General features: G+C 68.2%; 21 protein-coding genes. 10 read left to right on the forward strand and 11 right to left on the reverse strand.

All coding sequences use genetic code 11. The features are described 5' to 3' along the window. Positions 1-717: polysaccharide deacetylase family protein (locus A5780_RS18380; RefSeq protein ID WP_156769550.1), on the forward strand; the 717-nt coding region annotated here is incomplete at its 5' end. A gap of 20 nt (positions 718-737) precedes the next feature. On the opposite strand, the gene leuS is transcribed toward A5780_RS18380, so the two are convergent. Next, entirely contained in the window at positions 738-3,650 is a 2,913-nt protein-coding gene (gene leuS / locus A5780_RS18385; RefSeq protein ID WP_063011576.1) for a leucine--tRNA ligase, read from the reverse strand. Between the two features lie 237 nt (positions 3,651-3,887). Between leuS and A5780_RS18390 the strand changes: the two genes are divergently transcribed. Together A5780_RS18390 and A5780_RS18395 are read left to right on the forward strand one after the other, a co-directional pair. Then, positions 3,888-4,292 (forward strand): SdpI family protein, encoded by a 405-nt coding sequence (locus A5780_RS18390; protein ID WP_030514190.1) that lies wholly within the window; start codon positions 3,888-3,890, stop codon positions 4,290-4,292. Positions 4,293-4,317: 25 nt separating this feature from the next. Beyond that, complete coding sequence (locus A5780_RS18395; RefSeq protein WP_064906558.1) at positions 4,318-4,929, forward strand: HAD family hydrolase; 612 nt, start codon at positions 4,318-4,320, stop codon at positions 4,927-4,929. Positions 4,930-4,948: 19 nt separating this feature from the next. Here the strand turns inward: A5780_RS18395 and A5780_RS18400 are convergent, their stop codons facing one another. The 6 genes from A5780_RS18400 to A5780_RS18425 form a co-directional block, all read right to left on the reverse strand. Further along, on the reverse strand, positions 4,949-5,338 hold the full coding sequence (locus tag A5780_RS18400; protein ID WP_064909084.1) for a cupin domain-containing protein: 390 nt from the start codon (positions 5,336-5,338) through the stop codon (positions 4,949-4,951). Positions 5,339-5,378: 40 nt separating this feature from the next. Then, positions 5,379-5,711 (reverse strand): YnfA family protein, encoded by a 333-nt coding sequence (locus A5780_RS18405; RefSeq protein WP_063011517.1) that lies wholly within the window; start codon positions 5,709-5,711, stop codon positions 5,379-5,381. Positions 5,712-5,783: 72 nt separating this feature from the next. Then, entirely contained in the window at positions 5,784-7,133 is a 1,350-nt protein-coding gene (gene gdhA, locus A5780_RS18410; RefSeq protein ID WP_063011515.1) for an NADP-specific glutamate dehydrogenase, read from the reverse strand. A 143-nt stretch (positions 7,134-7,276) separates the two neighbouring features. Continuing rightward, complete coding sequence (locus tag A5780_RS18415) at positions 7,277-8,041, reverse strand: ABC transporter permease (RefSeq protein WP_064906557.1); 765 nt, start codon at positions 8,039-8,041, stop codon at positions 7,277-7,279. Continuing rightward, positions 8,038-8,976: a daunorubicin resistance protein DrrA family ABC transporter ATP-binding protein gene (locus A5780_RS18420; RefSeq protein ID WP_030514195.1), complete on the reverse strand. Its 939-nt coding sequence runs from the start codon at positions 8,974-8,976 to the stop codon at positions 8,038-8,040. The genes A5780_RS18415 and A5780_RS18420 overlap by 4 nt, the downstream gene beginning before the upstream one ends. Before the next feature lie 132 nt (positions 8,977-9,108). Then, positions 9,109-9,624, reverse strand: coding sequence for an EXLDI protein (locus A5780_RS18425; protein WP_030514196.1), 516 nt, complete (start codon positions 9,622-9,624; stop codon positions 9,109-9,111). A 159-nt stretch (positions 9,625-9,783) separates the two neighbouring features. On the opposite strand from A5780_RS18425, the gene A5780_RS18430 reads away from it, so the two are divergent. From A5780_RS18430 to A5780_RS18450, 5 genes are all read left to right on the forward strand, one after another. After that, positions 9,784-11,466: a thiamine pyrophosphate-binding protein gene (locus tag A5780_RS18430; RefSeq protein ID WP_064909085.1), complete on the forward strand. Its 1,683-nt coding sequence runs from the start codon at positions 9,784-9,786 to the stop codon at positions 11,464-11,466. Then, positions 11,463-12,131 carry a hypothetical protein gene (locus A5780_RS18435; RefSeq protein ID WP_063011506.1) on the forward strand — a complete coding sequence of 223 codons (669 nt, stop codon included), beginning with the start codon at positions 11,463-11,465 and terminating at the stop codon, positions 12,129-12,131. The genes A5780_RS18430 and A5780_RS18435 overlap by 4 nt, the downstream gene beginning before the upstream one ends. A gap of 12 nt (positions 12,132-12,143) precedes the next feature. Then, positions 12,144-13,181, forward strand: a complete 1,038-nt coding sequence (locus A5780_RS18440; protein ID WP_063011504.1) for a 3-oxoacyl-ACP synthase III family protein — start codon at positions 12,144-12,146, stop codon at positions 13,179-13,181. Next, positions 13,181-14,281: a histidinol-phosphate transaminase gene (locus A5780_RS18445; protein WP_231983004.1), complete on the forward strand. Its 1,101-nt coding sequence runs from the start codon at positions 13,181-13,183 to the stop codon at positions 14,279-14,281. The genes A5780_RS18440 and A5780_RS18445 overlap by 1 nt, the downstream gene beginning before the upstream one ends. 89 nt (positions 14,282-14,370) lie before the next feature. Beyond that, the gene (locus A5780_RS18450) at positions 14,371-14,847 is read left to right on the forward strand and encodes a DUF1772 domain-containing protein (RefSeq protein WP_064906550.1); all 477 of its coding nucleotides are present in this window, start codon (positions 14,371-14,373) and stop codon (positions 14,845-14,847) included. A 94-nt stretch (positions 14,848-14,941) separates the two neighbouring features. Here the strand turns inward: A5780_RS18450 and A5780_RS42815 are convergent, their stop codons facing one another. The 4 genes from A5780_RS42815 to A5780_RS18470 form a co-directional block, all read right to left on the reverse strand. Further along, complete coding sequence (locus A5780_RS42815) at positions 14,942-15,850, reverse strand: zf-HC2 domain-containing protein (RefSeq protein WP_064909086.1); 909 nt, start codon at positions 15,848-15,850, stop codon at positions 14,942-14,944. Then, on the reverse strand, positions 15,847-16,383 hold the full coding sequence (locus A5780_RS18460; protein WP_063011490.1) for a sigma-70 family RNA polymerase sigma factor: 537 nt from the start codon (positions 16,381-16,383) through the stop codon (positions 15,847-15,849). Before A5780_RS18460 ends, A5780_RS42815 begins: the two co-directional genes overlap by 4 nt. A 72-nt stretch (positions 16,384-16,455) precedes the next feature. Further along, positions 16,456-17,079, reverse strand: coding sequence for a YqgE/AlgH family protein (locus tag A5780_RS18465; protein WP_082856791.1), 624 nt, complete (start codon positions 17,077-17,079; stop codon positions 16,456-16,458). Positions 17,080-17,167: 88 nt separating this feature from the next. After that, entirely contained in the window at positions 17,168-17,497 is a 330-nt protein-coding gene (locus A5780_RS18470; protein WP_063011488.1) for a GNAT family N-acetyltransferase, read from the reverse strand. Between the two features lie 127 nt (positions 17,498-17,624). Between A5780_RS18470 and A5780_RS18475 the strand changes: the two genes are divergently transcribed. Next, the gene (locus tag A5780_RS18475; RefSeq protein WP_231983005.1) at positions 17,625-19,235 is read left to right on the forward strand and encodes an alpha/beta hydrolase; all 1,611 of its coding nucleotides are present in this window, start codon (positions 17,625-17,627) and stop codon (positions 19,233-19,235) included. Positions 19,236-19,333: 98 nt separating this feature from the next. Continuing rightward, positions 19,334-20,171: glycerate kinase (locus tag A5780_RS18480; protein WP_156769551.1), on the forward strand; the 838-nt coding region annotated here is incomplete at its 3' end.

Consider the following 20,171-nt stretch of genomic DNA (forward strand, 5'->3'; position numbering starts at 1 on the left):
CCGGCATCACCGCCCGCCGCGCCGCCATCGAGGCCATGCAGATGCGGGAGGAGAAGGCCCGCCGCGAGCACGCCGCCAACCGGGCCGAAGACCGTGGCGCCCTCGGGCACGATGACTGCTCTGCCGGGCGCCGGCGCGAATCTCGCGCTCACGGTGGACGACGGCGCGAGCCCCGAGGTGGTCGGCGCGTATATCCGCTTCGCCCGCGATACCGGCGCCCGCTTCACGTTCTTCGTGACCGCCGCCTACGACTCGTGGACCGTGCACCGGGACGCGCTGCGCCCGCTGGTGGAGTCCGGGCAGATCCAGCTGGGCAACCACACCTGGGATCATCCCGCGCTCACCAAGATCTCCGCCGGCGCCGTCGCCGACCAGATCCGTCGTACGAAAACGTTCCTGCACAACAACTTCGGCGTGGACGGAACACCCTATTACCGACCGCCCTACGGGTACCACAACGCCGCGGTGGACCGGGTCGCCGCCGATCTCGGATATACGGTGCCGACGCTGTGGTTCGGTTCGCTGTCGGACTCCTCGATCGTCACCGAGGACTTTCTGATGCAGATGGCCGCGAAGTACTTCAACCCGCAGGCGATCGTCATCGGTCACGCCAACCATCCGGCCGTCACACACTGCTACGGCCGGTTGGTCGACATCATCCGCGAGCGCCACCTCTCGATGGTCACCCTCGACGACGTGCTGCTGCCGCCGCGCTGAACACCCAGCGCGGGAGAAACTTACGCGACGACGTTGACCAGCTTGCCGGGGACCACGATGACCTTGCGCGGGGTCTTGCCGGCCAGGAATTCCAGCAGCTTCTCGTCGGCGAGCGCCGCCGCCTCCACCGCCTTCGCATCGGCGTCCGCCGGTACGCTGACCCGGCTGCGGACCTTGCCGTTGACCTGGATCGGATATTCGACCGAATCCTCCACCAGCAGTGCGGGATCCGCGATCGGGAAGGGCCCGTGCGCCAGCGCCGTGGTGTGGCCCAGGCGTTCCCACAGTTCCTCGGCGATATGCGGGGCCATCGGTGCCAGCATCAGCACCAGCGGTTCCACCACCGTGCGCGGGGCGCCCTGCGGGTACTGCTTGGTCAGATGGTTGGTCAGCTCGATCAGCTTCGCGCCCGCGGTGTTGTCGCGCAGGGCGGCGTAGTCGGCGTCGACACCGTCGATCGTCTTGTGCAGCAGGCGAAGGGTGGCATCGGCCGGCTCGGCGTCGGTGACCCGCGCGGCCCCGGACTCCTCGTCGACCACCAGGCGCCACACCCGCTGCAGGAAGCGGTGCGCGCCGACGACATCCTTGGTCGCCCAGGGACGCGAGGTGTCCAGCGGGCCCATCGACATCTCGTACAGCCGGAAGGTGTCCGCGCCGTACAGATCGCACATCTCATCGGGGGAGATGGCGTTCTTCAGCGATTTGCCGATCTTGCCGTACTCCTGGAAGACCTCGATCTCCACGCCGGAGGTGTTCGTCCAGAAGAACCTGCCGTCGCGCTCGACCACCTCGGCGGCCGGGATGTAGGTGCCGCGCTCGTCGGTGTAGGCGAAGGCCTGGATGTAACCCTGGTTGAACAAGCGCCGGTACGGTTCCGGGCCCGACACCTCACCCAGATCGAACAGCACCTTCTGCCAGAACCGCGCGTACAGCAGATGCAGTACCGCGTGTTCCACGCCGCCGACGTACAGATCCACGCCGCCGGGGTCGTTCGCACCGTGTTCGGCCGGGCGCGGGCCCAGCCAGTAGCGCTCGTTCTCCGGCGCGCAGAACGCCTCCGTATTGGTCGGGTCGGTGTAGCGCAGCTGGTACCAGGAGCTACCGGCCCACTGCGGCATCACGTTGGTGTCGCGGCGATAGGTCTTCACCCCGTCGCCCAGATCCAGTTCGACGGTCACCCAGTCAGTGGCCTTGGCCAGCGGCGGCGACGGTTCGGAATCGGCGTCGTCCGGATCGAAGGTGACCGGCGCGAAGTCGCGCACCTCCGGAAGTTCCACCGGCAGCATGGATTCCGGCAGCGGATGCGCCGCGCCCTGCTCGTCGTAGACGATCGGGAACGGCTCGCCCCAGTAACGCTGGCGGGCGAACAGCCAGTCGCGCAGTTTGTACTGGATGGTGCCCTTGCCGTGGCCGTCGCGTTCCAGGCGCTCGACGACAGTGGCCTTGGCGGTCTCGACGTCCAGCCCGTTCAGGTAGTCGGAGTTCACCAGCAGGCCGTCGCCCGAATACGCGGACTCCGAGATGTCGCCTCCGGCAATGACTTCCACGATCGGCAGGCCGAACGCCCGCGCGAACTCCCAGTCGCGCTGGTCGTGGCCGGGTACCGCCATGATCGCGCCGGTGCCGTAGCCCGACAGCACATAGTCGGCGATGAAGATCGGCAGCTGCGCCCCGTTGACCGGGTTGGTGGCGTAGGCGCCCAGGAAGACGCCGGTCTTCTCCTTGTTCTCCTGCCGCTCCAGATCGGACTTGGCGGCGATCGACTTGCGGTAGGCCGCAACGGCTTCGGCCGGCGAGGCAGCGTCGAAGGTCCACCGGGGGTCGACGTCGGCGGGCCACTGCGCGACGGCCAGCCGGTCCACCAGTTCGTGTTCCGGGGCCAGCACCACATAGCTCGCCCCGAACAGCGTGTCGGGCCGGGTGGTGAAGACCTCGATGTTCTCCCCGTTCGCTGTATCGACGGTGGCGCTCCCGGGGCGCTCCGTGGTTACGCCGGCTGCCTCCTCCGCGCCCGTCGCTCGCACCACGGCGAACGAGACCTCGGCACCACGCGAGCGCCCGATCCAGTTGCGCTGCATGGCCTTCACGTTGTCCGGCCAGTCCAGCAGGTCCAGATCGTCGACCAGGCGGTCGGAGTAGGCGGTGATGCGCATCATCCACTGCCGCAGGCGTTTCCGGAACACCGGGAAGTTGCCGCGCTCACTGCGGCCGTCGGCGGTGACCTCCTCGTTGGCCAGCACGGTGCCCAGTCCGGGGCACCAGTTGACCATCGAATCCGATTGATAGACCAGGCGATACGAGTCCAGCACCGCGCCCTGTTCGGCGGGCGACAAGTCGGCCCACGCGCGACCGTCCGGGGTGGGGCGCTCACCCGCGGCGAATTCGGCCACCAGATCCGCGATCGGGCGGGCCTTGTTCGCCGAGGTGTCGTACCAGGCGTTGTAGATGCGCAGGAAGATCCACTGCGTCCACTTGTAGAACTCGGGGTCGGTGGTCGCGAACGAGCGGCGCCGGTCGTGGCCCAGGCCCAGCCGGTCCAGCTGGCGCTGCATGGTCGCGATATTGGATTCCGTGGTCACCCGCGGATGCGCGCCGGTCTGTACCGCGTACTGCTCGGCGGGCAGGCCGAAGGCGTCGTAACCCAGCGCATGCAGCACGTTGCGGCCGTGCATGCGGTGGTAGCGCGCGAACACATCGGTGGCGATGTAGCCCAGCGGATGGCCGACGTGCAGACCCGCACCCGACGGATACGGGAACATGTCCTGGATGAACAGCTTGTCGGCAGGGGTCTCGCCGGCCAGCGGGCCGACCGGATTCGGCGCGTGGAAGGTGCCGCGCTCCGCCCACACCCGCTGCCATTTGCCCTCCAGGGCGCCGGCCAGTTCCGCGTTGTAGCGGTGCGCGGGCACATCGGTTCCGGGAAGCGTGGGCAGGCTGCTTTCGGGCCCGTCACCCCGGCCGGTCGATGCGCCGGCTGTATCGGTTGCACGAGTGTCCTGCACGGTCCTGCCTTCTTGTCGCCGAGTTCCCCTGGTGAACGTCTGTGGACAACGTCGTCACTCAGGGTAGAGCGTGCGCACGTCAGCACCCAAAAAGGGGTGAGCGGGTCGTTCGCGGCGGCGGCGAGCCCCGCGGGCGCCCGGTTTTGATACCGGAGTACCGTATTCCGGGTGTTCGTGGTCGCGCTCCTCCTGTTTCTGCCGGCGGCCGTGGCCGTTGTCACGGGTGTGCTCGGGCTGACCGGCACCCTGCCACCCAATCGGTTCTTCGGTGTGCATACCGAAGAAGCCCTCCGCACCGAAGAGGCGTATCGCGTCGCCAACCGCGTCGCCGGGCCCACCTCGGTCGGTGCGGGTCTGCTGCTGGCCGCCGCCGGTGCGATCGCGCTGGTCGCGACGGTATGGGTGGGCTTGGCTGCCGCCGCGGTGGCACTGGTCGTGGCCCTGTTCACGCTGGGCGCCGGGGTCAACGCGGCCAACGACGCGATCGCGGGGCTCGCGCCCGCCGAGGTCGGCGGCTGTGGCAACTCCTGCGGCGCGTGCTCACTGCGCGACGCCTGCCAGCCCGCCAATTGATCCCTCCGGTGTCCGGCCGTCCGGTATGACAGGCCCGCTCACGGTCGGCTTCGACCTCGACATGACCTTGATCGACTCGCGTCCCGGCATCCGCGCCTGCTATCGCGAGCTGTCGAGACGCACCGGCACCCCCATCGACAGCGATCTGGTCGTCACCCGCCTCGGGCCGCCGCTGGAGCACGAGCTGGCCAACTGGTTCCCCGCCGACCGCGTCCCGGCGGTGGCCGATATGTATCGGGCCATGTATCCGGATTTCGCGATCACCGGCACGGTGGAACTGCCCGGCGCCCGCGCGGCGACAGCGGCGGTCCGGGCGCTGGGCGGCCGCGTGATCGTGGTCACCGGCAAATACGAACCCAACGCCGAATTGCACCTCACCCACCTCGACATTCCGGCCGACGCCGTGATCGGCGACCTGTGGGCCGAACAGAAGGCCCAGGCCCTGCGCGACCACGAGGCGAGCGTGTACATCGGTGACCACATCGGCGATATGCGCGGCGCCCGCGCGGCGTCGGCGTATGCGGTCGGGGTGACCAGCGGTCCATGTGACGCGGCGCAGCTGCGGGCCGCCGGCGCCGATGTCGTCCTGCGTGATCTCACCGAATTCCCCGGTTTGCTGCGCGAGCTCGCGAGCTGATACCAGGCAGGCGCACGTCCTATCGCCGGTCCGGGTCGCACTCCGGTGCGGGGATCGAGCGGGAGAGCGGACTACCGGCCGGGAGCACGTAGAACACCGTGAGCCGCAAGGGTTTTCGCGTGCGGTTGCGGGCGGTGTGGGCGTGGGCGGCGCCGGCGGGCTCGCGAAATATCCGCCCCGGGCGATAGGCGACCGGGACGCCGTCGGTGCCGGGATGGTCGAGAGTGCTGCCGGTGACCAGGACGAACAGCGTGGCGTCGTGATAGTGCCAACCACTGTCACCGCCCGGTTCGACGATCGTCTGCCGGAGCAGGAACTGCCACCGCGCCACCCGCAGCCGTATCAGCACCCGGCTGCGAGTACCGGCGGCCGGCTGCGGATTGGGCCGAAACGTTCCGAGGACGGGCATGGCACCGATGATGCCGGATACCGGTCGGCCGCGTACCGGGTCAGCCGCGCGGCGCGTACATGATCACGGCGACGCCCACCAGGCAGGTCGCCGCGCCCGCCACATCCCAGCGGTCCGGCCGGAAGCCGTCGAACGCGATGGCCCACAGCAGCGACCCCGCGACGAACACACCGCCGTAGGCGGCCAGGATCCGGCCGAAATGAGCATCCGGCTGGAGCGTCGCGACGAATCCGTACAGCCCCAGCGCGATCACCCCGGCCCCCGCCCAGGCGAACCCGCGATGCTCACGCACCCCTTGCCACACCAGCCACGCCCCGCCGATCTCGGCGAGCGCGGCCAGGACGAACAGCAGGATCGAGCGCACCACGGTCACGAACGGCGAGCCTACGAGACTCGGTGCCGGTGGATCCGGACGGGACGGCCGGCGCGTTGCCGGCCGCGGCGTCTAGACGATCCCCAGTGCCAGCATCGCGTCGGCGACCTGGGTGAAACCGGCGATGTTCGCACCGGCGACGTAATCGCCCGGGGTCCCGTACTCTTCGGCGGTCTCGAGGCAGCGGTCGTGGATGCCGCGCATGATCGTCTCGAGGCGCTGTTCGGTGTGTTCGAAGCTCCACGAATCGCGGGAAGCGTTCTGCTGCATCTCGAGTGCGCTGGTGGCCACCCCGCCCGCATTGGCGGCCTTGCCCGGTGCGAAGGTCACGCCCGCGTCGACCAGCAACCGGGATGCCTCGGGGGTGCAGGGCATATTGGCGCCTTCGGCCACGATGGCGCAACCGTTGTCGATCAACCGGCGGGCATCGCTGCCGTTGAGTTCGTTCTGCGTCGCACACGGCAGCGCGATATCGCAGGGCACCGCCCAGATCGAGCCGGAATCCACGAAATACGCCGAGCCACGGGCGATGTCGGGATATTCGTGAATGCGCCCGCGCCGGTCGTGCTTGATCTCCTTGAGCAGTTCGAGATCGATACCCTTGTCGTCGACGATGTAGCCCGAGGAGTCCGAACAGGCGACGACGGTGCCGCCCAGTTGGTGCACCTTCTCCACGGCGTAGATGGCGACATTGCCCGAGCCGGAGATCACCACGCGTTTGCCCTCGAAGCTGTCGGCGCGCCGGTCGAGGATCTGCTCGGTGAAGAAGACGGTGCCGTATCCGGTCGCCTCGGGGCGCACCTGCGAGCCACCCCAGCTCAGCCCCTTGCCCGTGAGCACGCCGGATTCGTAGCGGTTGGTGATGCGTTTGTACTGGCCGAACAGATAGCCGATCTCGCGACCGCCCACGCCGATATCACCGGCCGGAACGTCGGTGTGCTCGCCGATATGCCGGTAGAGCTCGGTCATGAAGGACTGGCAGAAGCGCATCACCTCCGCGTCCGACCGCCCCTTCGGGTCGAAATCCGAACCACCCTTACCGCCGCCGATCGGCATTCCGGTGAGCGCGTTCTTGAAGATCTGCTCGAATCCCAGGAATTTGACGATGCCCAGATAGACCGACGGATGGAACCGCAGGCCGCCTTTGTAGGGGCCGAGCGCGGAGTTGAACTCGACCCGGAAACCGCGGTTGATCTGCACCGTGCCACTGTCGTCGACCCACGGCACGCGGAAGATTATCTGCCGCTCGGGCTCGCACAACCGCCGGATTACCGCCGCGTCGACGTACTGGGGATGTTTGGCGACGACCGGTCCGAGGCTGTCGAGCACCTCGCGCACGGCTTGGTGGAATTCCGATTCACCGGGGTTGCGCTGCAGTACCTCGGCATAGATGTCCTGCAGCTTCTCGTCCAGGGCGGCCATGGACGCACTCCTTCCGGTCGTCGACTGCGCCGACGACCCGGGCCGGATGGCACCGACCCGGGCCCGATCGGCCTCGTTCCTACGTTCTCACGCGAGGACGACGGGGTTTCGACCGGTATGTCCGTTAATCACTGGGTAGTAGCTCAGTTGGTCTTGCGGCGGAACAGCGAGCGCGACCAGAGATAGCCGACCACCGCGAAGCCGACGCACCAGACCACCGCCGCGATGCCGTTGCCTCCGATGGCCGTGCCCATGAGCAGTCCGCGCAGCGTTTCGGTCAGGGGCGTGAAGGGCTGGTACTCGGCGAATTGCCGGACACCGGCGGGCATGGTGTCGGTGGGAGCCAGGCCGCTGCCGAGAAAGGGGAGGAAGATCAGCGGAGTCGGGGTATTGCTCGCGCTCTCCGGTGTTTTGGCGGCCAATCCGAAACCCACTCCGAGCCATGCCAATCCGAAGATCACCAGGGCGATGAGGCCGAAGGCGGCGAGCCATTCCACGACGGTGGCATCGGGACGGAAGCCGATCAGCGCCGCGACTGCGACCATCAGGCCGACACCCAGCACGCCTTGGATCACGGTCCCGGCGACCTGGCCGGTGAGGATCGAGGAATGTGCCATGGGCATGGTCCGGAACCGGTTCACGATGCCCTTGGTCATATCCGAGGCGATGGCCACCGCGACCCCGACCACCAGATAGGCCGGAATGATCAGCATCATGCCGGGGACCAGGTAGTCGATGTAACTGCCGCCGGTGGCTTTCTCCAGTGCGCCACCGAAGATGTAATTGAACATCAGCAACATCACCAGCGGCATGATGAACATGCTGATCGTCATGCCGGGATAACGCTTGGCGTGCACCAGGTTCCGGCGCAGCATCGTGCGGGAGTCGGCGAGGGTGTGCGTGGTCATCGTGCGGATTCCTTCTCGGGTGCGGTGCGGCCGGTGAGGGTGAGGAAGACGTCGTCGAGATCGGGGGTGTGCACAGACAGGCTTTCGGGCTCGATGCGGGCGCGGCCGAGCCGGTCCAGAACATCGCGCAGCGAGGCGACGCCGCCGTCGCTGGGCACCGCCAGGGTCGAGTCCGTCGTCGTTCCGCCGAGTAGTTCGGCGGCGCTGCGCAACTGTTCCTCGTCGCCGAAGGTCAGGCGGATATGTCCGCCCGGCACAAGGCGTTTCAGCTGTTCGGGCGTGCCTTCGGCGACGATGTGGCCGTGGTCGAGCACCGCGATCCGATGCGCGAGCTGGTCGGCCTCCTCCAGATACTGGGTGGTGAGGAAGATGGTGACGCCGTCGGCGACCAGTTCGCGGATGATGTCCCACATCCCGCGCCGGCTGCGTGGATCGAGGCCGACCGTGGGTTCGTCGAGGAAGATGATGCGCGGCTCGCCGACCAGGGTCATCGCCAGGTCGAGCCGGCGCGTCATACCGCCGGAGTAGCTCCCGGCCACCTTGTCGGCGGCGTCCAGCAGGTCGAAGCGGGTCAGCAGGTCGTCGGCGATGCGCCGGCCCTCGCCACGGGGCAGATGGTGCAGATCCGCCATCAGCAGCAGGTTCTCGCGACCGGTGAGCAGTTCGTCGACCGCCGAGAACTGCCCGGTCACGCCGATGGCGGTGCGGACGGCGTCGGGTTCGGTGACCGGGTCGTGGCCCCCGACGCGCAGGTTGCCGTCGTCGGGCCGGGTCAGGGTGGCGAGGATGTGGACGGTGGTGGTCTTGCCGGCGCCGTTGGGGCCGAGCAGCGCGAAGATCCTGCCCTCCGGGACAGTGAGGTCGATACCGTCCAGCACCACGTGGTCGGCGAACGATTTCCGCAGACCGGTGACCGATATGGCCGGTGAACTCATGGTCGTCCTTTCATAATAAGATTGCGATGAATGCATGCGTCGACCGAGCCGTGTCCGCGGGATTTCGGCGGACAAGGAGGGTCGATATCGAGTTGTCGTGCGGCCGAGGCTAGTTCGGCTCGAAGTGGTCGATCAGATGTCGAGATCCTCGATCTGCGGATGCTCGGTCAGATCGCTGATGCGGTTGTACAGCTTGTCGGGAACCCTGCCTTTCAGGTCGGCCGGTGAGTCGTAGATGTCCATGGTGAATTCGCCCCAGTCCGGATCGGTGACGCCGAGCATCCGCCGCCAATTGGTCAGATCCTTCAGCCAGTTCGTGTCGGTCGGGTAGTCGGTCCATTCCGAACGCTGCCGGTGCAGCACGAATTTGCCCTTGCGCGTGCGGAATACGCGAATGCGCTCGAAACGCTCGTCGCCCATATCGCTCGACTCGGTGAGCAGAACCCCCGAGAATCGCACCTGCCGGGCGCCGTTGTGGCCGACGCGCAGGACGATCTCGTCGAATCCCTGCAGCCGGCCCTCCTCCAGCTCGATGTATCGGCGCAGTGCCGTCACGATCGCACCCGAGAGGTTGCCGCCGACCAGCTCCTGCGCGCGCTGGAACAGGGGGAGATCGTCATCGGAGACATACACGGTCTTGTTCGGCATGGCCCAACTATACGTAGATGTATACATACACACAAGTGGATCCTTTTGCGAAGGCACGCGGGAACGGTGAACCGGTCGGGTGCGTGCTTCGTATCCCCGCTGAGTGCGTTCGTTCCGGCAGCGCGGCCGGCTTCGGAACCCATACGGGAAGGAGCGGCGATGCCGTCACGACTGGTCGACTACCTGGTGCAGGCCGTATCGGACATGGGAGTGCGACACATCTTCGGCGTCGACGGCGCCAACATCGAAGATCTCTACGACGCGGCCTACGACGCCTCCGACCGAATCACGGCGGTGGTGGCCAAACACGAATTCGCCGCCGCCACCATGGCCGACGGTTATGCCCGTTCCACCGCGGGTCTCGGCGTCGTCTGCGCGACCTCCGGTGGTGGAGCGATGAATCTCGTTGCCGGACTGGCGGAATCGCACGCCTCCCGGGTGCCCGTGCTCGCGTTGGTGGGGCAGGCGCCGACCGGTCTCGAAGGTAAAGGCGCCTTCCAGGATTCCAGCGGCCGAGCCGGAACCTTCGACGCCGCCGAACTTTTCGACACGATCGCGCTGTATTGCGCACGGGTGGAGACGCCCGCCTCGCTTCCGGACCATCTCTCGCGCGCCGTCGCGGCCGCCCGAGCGGGCGGGCCGGCGGTTCTGCTGCTGCCCAAGGATGTTCAGCAGGCCGAACTTCGCGCCCGCCCGTTCGTCGCACCGCGTCCGGTACACGGCCGGGACGACGCCGGTATCGAGCGGCTCCTGGAGGGGCTACGGGCGGCCCGGGCGGTCGGCAAGGTCGTGATCATCGCGGGCGCGCAGGTCGCCCGCGACGATGCTCGTGCCGAACTGCGTGATCTGGCAGCAGTTCTCGACGCCGGGGTCGGCGTCGCGCCGGACGCCAAGGATGTGTACGACTGCACCGAACAAGGATTCCTCGGTGTCGCCGGAAGTATGGGCCATACCGAACTGGCCGACGCCCTGCACGGCAGCGCCCTGTGCCTGCTGGTCGGCACCCGGATGCCGGTCACCGCGCGCGCCGGACTGGAATCGGTGCTCGGCGCGTCGACGGCGTCGGTCGGCGGTGAGCCGCCCTACCTCCCCGCGGTTCACGCCACCAGTACCGGTCTGGCCGCCACACTCCGCGAACTCACATCGGCGCTGAGTGCCGGCGCGGGCCGGGTGCACCGGGTGGATCCCCGGCGCCCGCGGACGCCGGATCCGCTGCCGGTGCCGCCCGCGGACGGACCGGGCCTGCGCTATCGCGACATAGTCGAAACACTCAACGGCACACTGCATTCCGATACCGATATCTTCGCCGACGCGGGCAATACCGGGGCATCGGTGGTGCATCATCTCCGCCCGCCGCGCGACGGCCGCTTCGTCGTCGCCCTCGGTATGGGCGGTATGGGCTACGCCTTCGGCGCCGCCATCGGGTCCTGTTTCGCCCGCCGGCACCGCGAGGACGGGACCGAGCGGCGCACCGTGGTCGTGGCCGGCGACGGCGCCTTCTACATGCACGGCATGGAGATTCACACCGCGATCCAGTACGGGCTGCCGGTGACCTTCGTCGTACTCGACAATTCCGCGCATGCCATGTGCGTGACCCGGGAGCAACTGTTCTACGGAGATCGCTACAGCTTCAACAGATTCCACAAAGCACATCTGGGAGCCGGCATGGCGGCGATGTTCCCGGATCTGCCCTCCTTCTCGCCGGCGACGCCGGCCGAGCTCGCGACAGTGCTGTCGTACTGCCTGGAAACGCCCGGGCCCTCGTTCGTTTCGATCGATTGCGATCCCGACGAGATACCGCCGTTCATCCCCTTCCTGTCCGCATCGAGGAGGAATCCGTGACCATCAGCACCGCACCCGCTCTCAGTGATATTCCCGATCTTCCGCACCGCGCAATTCCCGGGTTGTTGCGCATCGAGAATTCCGATCGCGAGGAGACCACGCCGATCATCATGGATATGCTGCGCTCGGTCTATCCCCACGACCAGATCTTCGGTCAATTCTGCCCGGTGCAGGACTACATCGCCGCACCCCCGCGCGAACTGTACGAATACCTGTCGCACACACAGAGTTTGGAGGAGTGGACCTACAGTCTGCGCGGATTCACCGAAACCGCCACCCCGGGGCTGTGGGAATCCTACGACCGGCTGGGCAAGGACACCCGGATCTTCACGCGCACCGAGGCCAATCCGGATGCGATGACCGTGGATTACCACTGTGCGTGGGATCAGGGTGAACACCTGTGGATGATCTATCTGATGCGGGTCGTCGACGCCCAGGTGGTGTTGAACAAGCCCGGATCGGTGGTGCTGTGGACCAATTGCCGGCACCCGTTCTACGACGCGAATCCCTACCCCGACAAGGCCCCGGCAGGCCGCAAGGTCTGGGTCGGCGATTTCTGGGAGATGTTCTCCGCCGGACACCGGCTGGAGCTGGACAACCTGAAAGCGATCGCCGAATACCGTGCCGCGCACGGACTTCCGATCACCCCCGAGTGGATGAAGTGAGGATACGCCGAGATGGATTTCACCGATCCCGCCCTGCGGCTGGCACCGGTCAGTCTGGTCGATGTGGCCTGCTATCTGCCGGGTGAGCCGGTAGGTACCGAGTACTTCACGCAATTCTCGCGTTCGGAGCGGATGGCGAAGAACGTCATGTTCCGCGCGCCGCACGGTCGCCATCACAAGGGCCGCGACGAAACCGCCGTGGATATGGTGGAACGCGCGGTCGCGCCGCTGATCGATCGGCACGGCGCCGGCACGCTCGCCGATATCGACGTGCTGCTCACCCATACCCAGCTCCCCGACAATCCGGTCATGGGCGCCGGGCCGGAGGTGGCGCGGAGGCTGGGGATGAATCCGAAATGGGTGTTCGACGTGCACAACGGCGGCTGCGCGGCATTCATCCACATGATGATGCTGGCGCGGATGATTCTGCAGACGACCGACGCCCGCACCGCCCTGATCGCGACGACGCAGAACACCGCGGGTCCGGTCTTCACCCAGACCGAGATTCGCAAACTCGCGCAGGCGCCGGTGCCCGGGGACGGCTGCGGGGTGGGATTGCTGGTCAAGGACAACAGTGCGCCGATCCTCGATATCGAATGCCGCACCTTCCCGGAATTCGCCGGCGATATGGATTTCTCCACCGGCTCCGAACGCAAGTACTGGGAGCCCGGGGAAGGACAGGGCTGCGTGAGTTTCACCGAATCGAAGGTGACCAAGGTCTTCGCGCGCGGCAACCGGCTGGTCCCGGAACTCGCCCTCGCGGTATGCGACCGCATAGGGGTGAAAGGCCGCGATATCGACACCTTCGTCACCAATCAGCCGAATCGGCTGTTCCTGCGGAACTGGCACGATGCGCTGGAACTGCCCGCGGAACGGCATCCGGATTCCTTCGACCGGTGCGGAAATCTGTTCGCCGCCGGCATTCCGGTGACCCTGGATATCGAGAACCGGGCCGGCCGGTTGCGCAACGGGTCGGTGGTGCTGCTGGCGGCCTTCGCCCATGCCGGGGATTTCGCGGCCGCGGCCGCGGTGCGCTGGGGTGCGGCGTGATGGACTCGTCCGCCCGCGAACCGGCGGTGACGCAGCCGATACCGCCGCCGCGGTTCGATCTGACGCTCAGCGAAAACCCCTTTCCGCCACTGCCTTCGGTGCTCGCGGTGGTGAACGAGGCGATTCGCGGCGCCAATCGGTATCCGGAATTCGTGCCCCGGCGGCTGCCGGCCGTGATCGCCGCGCACCTCGGCGTCGACCCCGATCAGGTGGTCGTCGGTGCGGGGGCGACCGGTGTGGTGCTGCAGATCATGCAGGCGGTCTCGGGGCCGGGGCGGCGCATGGTGTTCGCGACTCCGACCTTCGACGGCTATCCGATCATGGCCGCCATGGCGGGTCTGGACGTCGTGGGAGTTCCCCTGGATGCGAGCGGACGGCAGCGGCTGACGGCGATGGCCCGGGCGGTGGACGAGCGCACGGCACTGGTCGCGATCTGCCGCCCCCACAATCCGACCGGGACCGTGGCGCCCGCCGCGGAGCTGAAGGCTTTCCTGTTCGGTGTGCCGCGGCACGTTCCGGTGATCCTGGACGAGGCCTACGTGGAATTCCTGGCCGATGCCGAAACGATCGACCCCTGCGAACTCGTCGCGCACTATCCCAACCTCCTTGTGTTGCGCACCTTTTCGAAGGCGTACGGGCTGGCAGGACTGCGTATCGGCTATGCGTTCGGCGCGCCGGAACTGATCGCGCGGGTGCGGCGACTGCAGCTTCCGTTCGGCATGCCCGACTACGCCGTCGCCGCCGTGCGCGCCTGCTATGCCGCCTCGGCGGAGCTCGCCGAACGGATCGCCGATATCACCGCCGAGCGCGAACTGCTGCGAACCGCTTTGCGGCACAGGGGTTTCGCCGTGCCGTGCAGCCGCGGCAACTTTCTCTACCTGCCGGGGCCCGTGGCCCACGCGACGCTGGCGGGCGCGGGGATCGCGGCCAAGGGTTACCCGGACGGCAGTGCGCGGATCGCGGTCGGTGATCCGCGTGCCGATGCCGCGGTACTGCACGCCTTCGACGGCCGTGCCGAGCCGGTGTCTCGGCCGCGCCCGTCACCCGTGCAGGCCGCGGAGGATCGGTGCGCCCACCTTCCGGTCAGGGCGGGGCGGTAAATTTTCTAGCAGCGCTAGACAAGCTAGTCGAACTCATCTACTGTTGCCACAGAAGCTAGCAACGCTAGATGATGACTAGGAGTCTTCCCATGCTGACCACATCCGCGCAGGTGCTCACCGTGCTGGCCGTTCTCACCAACGCCATCGTCTACGGCACCGATGTCGCCGCCACCCTCATCTTCCGACCCGTCTATCGCAAACTCGACGACGCGACGATGACGGTCTCGGCCGGATGGGGGCACTACTACGGTGACCGGCGAATGCCCTTCGCCGGCGCCGGTGGGGTGATCAGCACCGTGCTCGCCGCCGTCGTCGCGGTCGTGGCGGGAGCCGCCGGTGCCGCGGTGGCGGCCGGGATCGCGCTGCTGGCGCTGCTGAGCTGGCTCGGGCTCTACGCGCGGATCGCCAAGCCGATCAACACCGCCCAGACGCAGGCGGCGCAGACCGGCGTCATCCCCGCCGATGCCCGTGCGCTGCAGGACAAATGGGAGAGCATCCTCGGTTACCGGGTCGGCCTGCAGGCGCTCGCCCTCGCCGCCCTGTGCACCACCCTCGTCCTGCTGTGAAGCCGAGCCGCGGCGCGCGACAGCGCGCCGCGGCTCGCACGGTCTGAGGGCAAATCAGCAGTACCCGTACTGGTGCCGGTTCGATGGCGGCCGCTCACACCGTTGCGCGCAGGAACACCTGGTTGGTTGTGCTCGAACGTATTTCGACCGATTGGATCTTGTCCGCCGGGGCCGAGGTGATGCCGTCCGCGGTCACCGTCTGGCCGGGATGAGCCGACCACTGCGCCACCATCGACTGCGTGCCGTCGGTGTGCACCACCCACAGCGCGCCGTCCCAGGTGTAATCGGTATCCGACGGCGCGTAGTTGCACGACATGTTCACCCGCGTACCGGAATTCAGCTGTGTGAGAGTGAAGTTCGCGGTGATCGGAGACGGAATCACCTGATCCATCTGCCGCTCCGTGACCACCTGCTCGGCGGTGGGCGGATTGTTGTGCTGGGTGTGCGCGACGGTGATCGGGATGGTGATGGCGACCGCGGCCGCGGCGGCGGCCACCGCACCGGCCAGGGCGAGCCACGGACCGCTGCGGCTGCGCTTGCGCTCGCGCGCCGCTGCCAGCGAGGCGGGGGGCTGCTCCGGCTCGGTGCGCCGGTCTTCGGCGGGGGTTTCGCGGACCGCCGAAGTGCCCGCGTCGGGTGCGGTCGTGCCCGTCTCGGTGGCCGGGCCGCTGCCGTGCGCTTCGAAGGGCAGTATCCCGGCGCCGCCGGTGGTGGCTTCGCTCGCGCGCACCCGGTTCAGCAGGGCGTCGAACCCGGCGTCGCCGAAACTGCCGGCATGGTCTGCGGCGGCCCCGTCGTCGATCAGCGAGAAAGCGACGTCACCGGGAATGTGGCTGAGCAGTCCCGGCAAGCCCGACAGGTCCGTGATGGCGAGCCTGCATTCGGCGCATTCGGACAGATGCGCCTCGTATTCGAGCCGCTGGTCGGGAGCGAGGGCGCCGAGCACATACGGTGCATCCCAGGTCGCATAGTCGTCGTGTGACGCGGTGTCGGCCGATGTCATTTCGTCACCCCCATCTCCTGTAGGGCCGAACGCAACGCTCGCATCCCGTAGTGCATCCGGGATTTGACAGTGCCCTCGGGAATCGCCAATTCGTTCGCTATCTGGTGTGTCGACAGTCCGCGATAGTAGGCCCGCACGATCACCTCGCGGTGATCGGAGCTGAGCCGAGCCAGCGCGTCGGTGATCACCCAACTGTCCACTGCGCGTTCCGCCTCGTCCGGAGCCGCCTGTTCGGGCGGCGTGTCGGTGCCGTACTCGCGCCGATGCCGCGCACTGCGGAATTCGTCGACCGCGAGATGCCTGGCCACTGTGAACAACCACGCCCGCGCCGAGGCCGTCGACTGGTCGAGGACCTGCGGACGCTGCCAGGCCCGCAACAACGTCTCCTGCACGATGTCCTCGGCCCGTCCGGCATCGCCGACCAGGCTGTAGGTGTACCGCCACAGCGTCGGTGCGTGTTCGTCGTAGAGCACCCGCAACAAATGCGCCCGGGAGGGCGCCGCGTCGACGGGGGGGATCGCGGAGTCAGACATGGCTGCCGACCGGGCGTATCCGCCGCCTCGGTCGAGGCGAGCGTTGGGGGACCACACTCCGTGGATACGTAATCAATTGCGTTCTAGTTCGATGGGGTGTGTCGCCAGTAGCGACAGCGGCAGCGGCTGCCGGCGCAACACGTGCGCCCACAGATCGGTGCGTCCCGCCAACGGATCCGACGGCAACGCCGACAACACGATCCAGTCCCCGCGTTCCAGTTCGCCCTCCAGCTGACCGAAGGTCCATCCGGCATAGCCGGCGAAGATGCGGATGCCCTCGACCAGCGGTGCGATCGAATCGGGGTCGGAGTCCAGATCGAGCAGCGCCACGCGACCGTCCACGCGGCGCAGCCCGCGAATGCCATCGATCGAGGCACCGACGCGGACCGTGGTCAGACACAGTGCCGAATCGCGCTTCACCGGCCCGCCCACGTACAGCGTGCGGGGCCCGGCCGCGAGATCGGCCCAGCGTGGTAGCACGTCCTGCACCGCGGTTTCGCTCGGGCGGTTCAGGACCACACCGAGACTGCCCGCATCGTTGTGTTCGACGATGTAGATCACGGTGCGCCGGAAAGTGGGCTCGACCAGCTCCGTTGCCGAGACCAGCAAGGTGCCGGGCCGCACCGCCTGTTCCTCGTACCGGGATTCACGTCTCGGGCGGTCGCCGTGTTCCTCTGCGCGTGCCACGCTAGTCATCATCGCACCGTCGCGGGGCGCGCGCTGTGTTTAGTGGTGCGTGATTCGCGGTTCGGTTCCGAAGCGCCCACCCCGATGTGCCCGCCGGCTACTGCGGCAGGCCGAATCGTTCCCGCGCCCATTGCGGCACCGTCGCCAGATAGCGCGGCCGGGATTCGACGAAGTGGTGCACCATCGCGCACAGCGGCAGGATGCCGTAGCCCTGTTCCACGGTCCGGTCGAGCGCACCCTGCACCAGCAGACGGCCGTAGCCCTGGCCCTCGAACTGCGGATAGATCTCGGTGTGCACGAAGGCGCGCTCGGAGGCGGTGTCCTGATAGGCGGCCACCCCGGCGTGCTGTCCGTCGACATACAGTTCGAATCGGTCGAGCTGTGAGTTGTCTCGAATCTCGATGTTCTGCTGCGCACCCTGCGTCATTCGCTGAGCCTAGAGCGTGTCGATCGCCGACGGTGCGCGGCTACGCCGACATCCTTTCCGTGTCGGACGTGGTTCGAGTTGTCGCACCCGGCGCGGCTGGCGACAATGCAGGGGCTCGAGTGGTCGGATGCTCGATGCGGCGACGGCCGTCGACCGGCCGGACGGGGAGGCGGCGCGGATGGGACGACGGGGACTACCTGTGGCGGCGCGATCGGCCACCGTTGCGGTACTGACGGCGGTGCTCGCCGCGCTGGCGCCGGCGACCGCGCATGCCGAGCCGGATTTCGGGACGTGCCCGGCCGGCTCCGTCGGCGACGGGCGGCCGACGCGCTGCGCGTCCATCTCGGTGCCGAGGGACTACGCCGCACCGGACGGTTCGCGAATCGAGGTGACCGTCAGCCGAATTCGCGCGAGCGGGCAGCGCTACGGCACTCTCTTCGCCAATCCGGGCGGGCCCGGTGCGGACGCCCTCGACTACTGGGGCGTCCGGCTGGCCCAACTGCCGAAGGAACTGGTCGAGCACTACGACCTGGTGGCCGTACAGCCGCGCGGACTGCGCTGGTCGACCCCGCTGACCTGCGGGGCCGAGATCGCGCAGGACGGTGACCACGAGCGCGAATCACTGCGGAAGGCATGTGACGCCGCCCAGCCCGGCTACCTGCGGACCATCACCACCGAGACCACGGCCCGCGATATGGATGCAGTGCGCGCGGCGCTGGGGCTGGAGCGCATCGACTTCCTCGGCATCTCCTACGGGACCTATCTGGGCGCGGTCTACGCGGCGCTGTTCCCGCAGCATGTCGACCGGATGGTGCTGGACTCGAATGTCGACCCGCAGTGGGTGTGGACCGAACAGTTCGCACAGCAGCAGCTCGCGGGGAAACAGCGGCTCGACGACCTGTTCGGCTGGATCGCCCAGCACGACAATGTCTATCACCTGGGCGATTCGGCGCTGCGGGTGTACGAGACCTGGGTGCGGCTGGTGTCGGCACAGGGCGGCGGCTGGTACGCCAACCTGACCCCGCCCCCGGTGTCGGCGGCCGACCTGCCGCGCGAGCTGCCCGCACCGCTGCCGGCCGTGGCACGCGCGGGCGTGAACGCCGGCGCCGAGGAAATGGGCAAGGCCCAGAATTTGGTGCGCGCGTTGACCTCCGGCGGCATGTCGGCCCAGGTGCCGTTGGTATCGGCGACCACCGTGGCCGCCTACGCCCGCGGCTTCTGGCCGAGTCTGGCGCAGGCGATGGCCGAGGCGAATGCGCAACCCGGCGATCTGCGGCGGATGCGCGCGATCGCGGGCGTGGCGAGCACCGACCCGACCGGCCAGGCGGTGTTCTCCGCGATCACCTGCAACGAGAACGCGGTGCCGGCCCGGTGGGACGCCATCGGTTCGGCGGCCGCCATCGTCGCTTCCGGCGGCAACGCCCTCGACGCCCGCGCCGATCTGGTACGCAGCGGATTGGCCTGCGCCGACTGGGATCCGGTGACCAGGCCGACGCCGATCGCCGACCACGGCCTGGCCACCGCGCCGCTGATACTGCAGAGTCGCAACGACGCGGTGACCGCGTATCCCGGCGGTCCCGCGATGGCGGCGGCCCTGCACGGACATCTGATCAGCGTCGACGGTGGCGACCACGGCACCTTCGGTCGCGGTAACGCTCCGCTCGACGACGCCGTGGTCCGGTACCTGCGTACCGGCGAGGTGAACATCGATCACGTGGATCAGGCGCCCATGCCGTGACGCCGCGGTCACCGGTGTGGCGGCCGGGGCGTCGGCCCCCGGCTGAGCGGCGCAGTACGGTGACCGGAGTTCGATCTCGCCGGAGGAATGGGGTTGCGATGGCGCGGCGGGTAGTGGTGGCGCCGGACAAGTTCAAAGGGTCGCTGGCGGCGCCGGGGGTGGCCGCGGCGCTCGCGGCCGGAATCGCGCGCGTGGCGCCGGACGCCGAGGTCCAGCAGGTGCCGGTGGCCGATGGCGGCGACGGCACCGTCGACGCCTTCGTCGCCGCCGGGTGGGAGCGGGTACCGGTCGACACCGTCGGGCCGACGGGTGCGCCGCATTCGGCGAGCTACGCGGTGCGCGGGAATACGGCCGTGGTCGAATTGGCCGCAGCGGTCGGATTGGTCGAATTGCCCAGCGGCCGAACCGATCCGATGGGTGCGGGCACGTACGGGCTCGGGGTGCTGATCCGCCACGCCCTGGACCACGGCATTCGGGAGGTCGTGCTCGGACTGGGCGGCAGCGCGTCCACCGATGGCGGCGCGGGCATGCTGCAAGCGCTCGGGCTGCACATCCTCGACGAGGACGGCGTCGAAATCGGTTCGGGGGCAGCGGAACTGGCGCGCGCACGACGCCTCGACCACTCCGATCTGCACCCGGCCGTCCGGGATGCGGCCTTCGTACTCGCCGGGGACGTCGACAACCCGCTGCTCGGACCGGACGGCGCGGCAGCGGTTTTCGCGCCTCAGAAGGGTGCTTCCCCGCGGCAATGCGCCGAACTCGAAGCGATCCTGGCGCATTGGGCGCATCTGGTCGACGCGAGCGGTCGCGCGTTCGGGACGGGGGAGGGGCATCAGCCCGGCGCCGGCCTGGCCGGGGGGGGGGCGCCCCCCACTACGCCGCGGCCGGCGACCGCCCCCGCGGGCGGCGCGGGACTCGCGGCGGGCGCGGTGTCGA

The organism is Nocardia sp. 852002-20019_SCH5090214 (assembly GCF_001665865.1).
Taxonomy (GTDB): Bacteria; Actinomycetota; Actinomycetes; order Mycobacteriales; family Mycobacteriaceae; genus Nocardia; species Nocardia nova.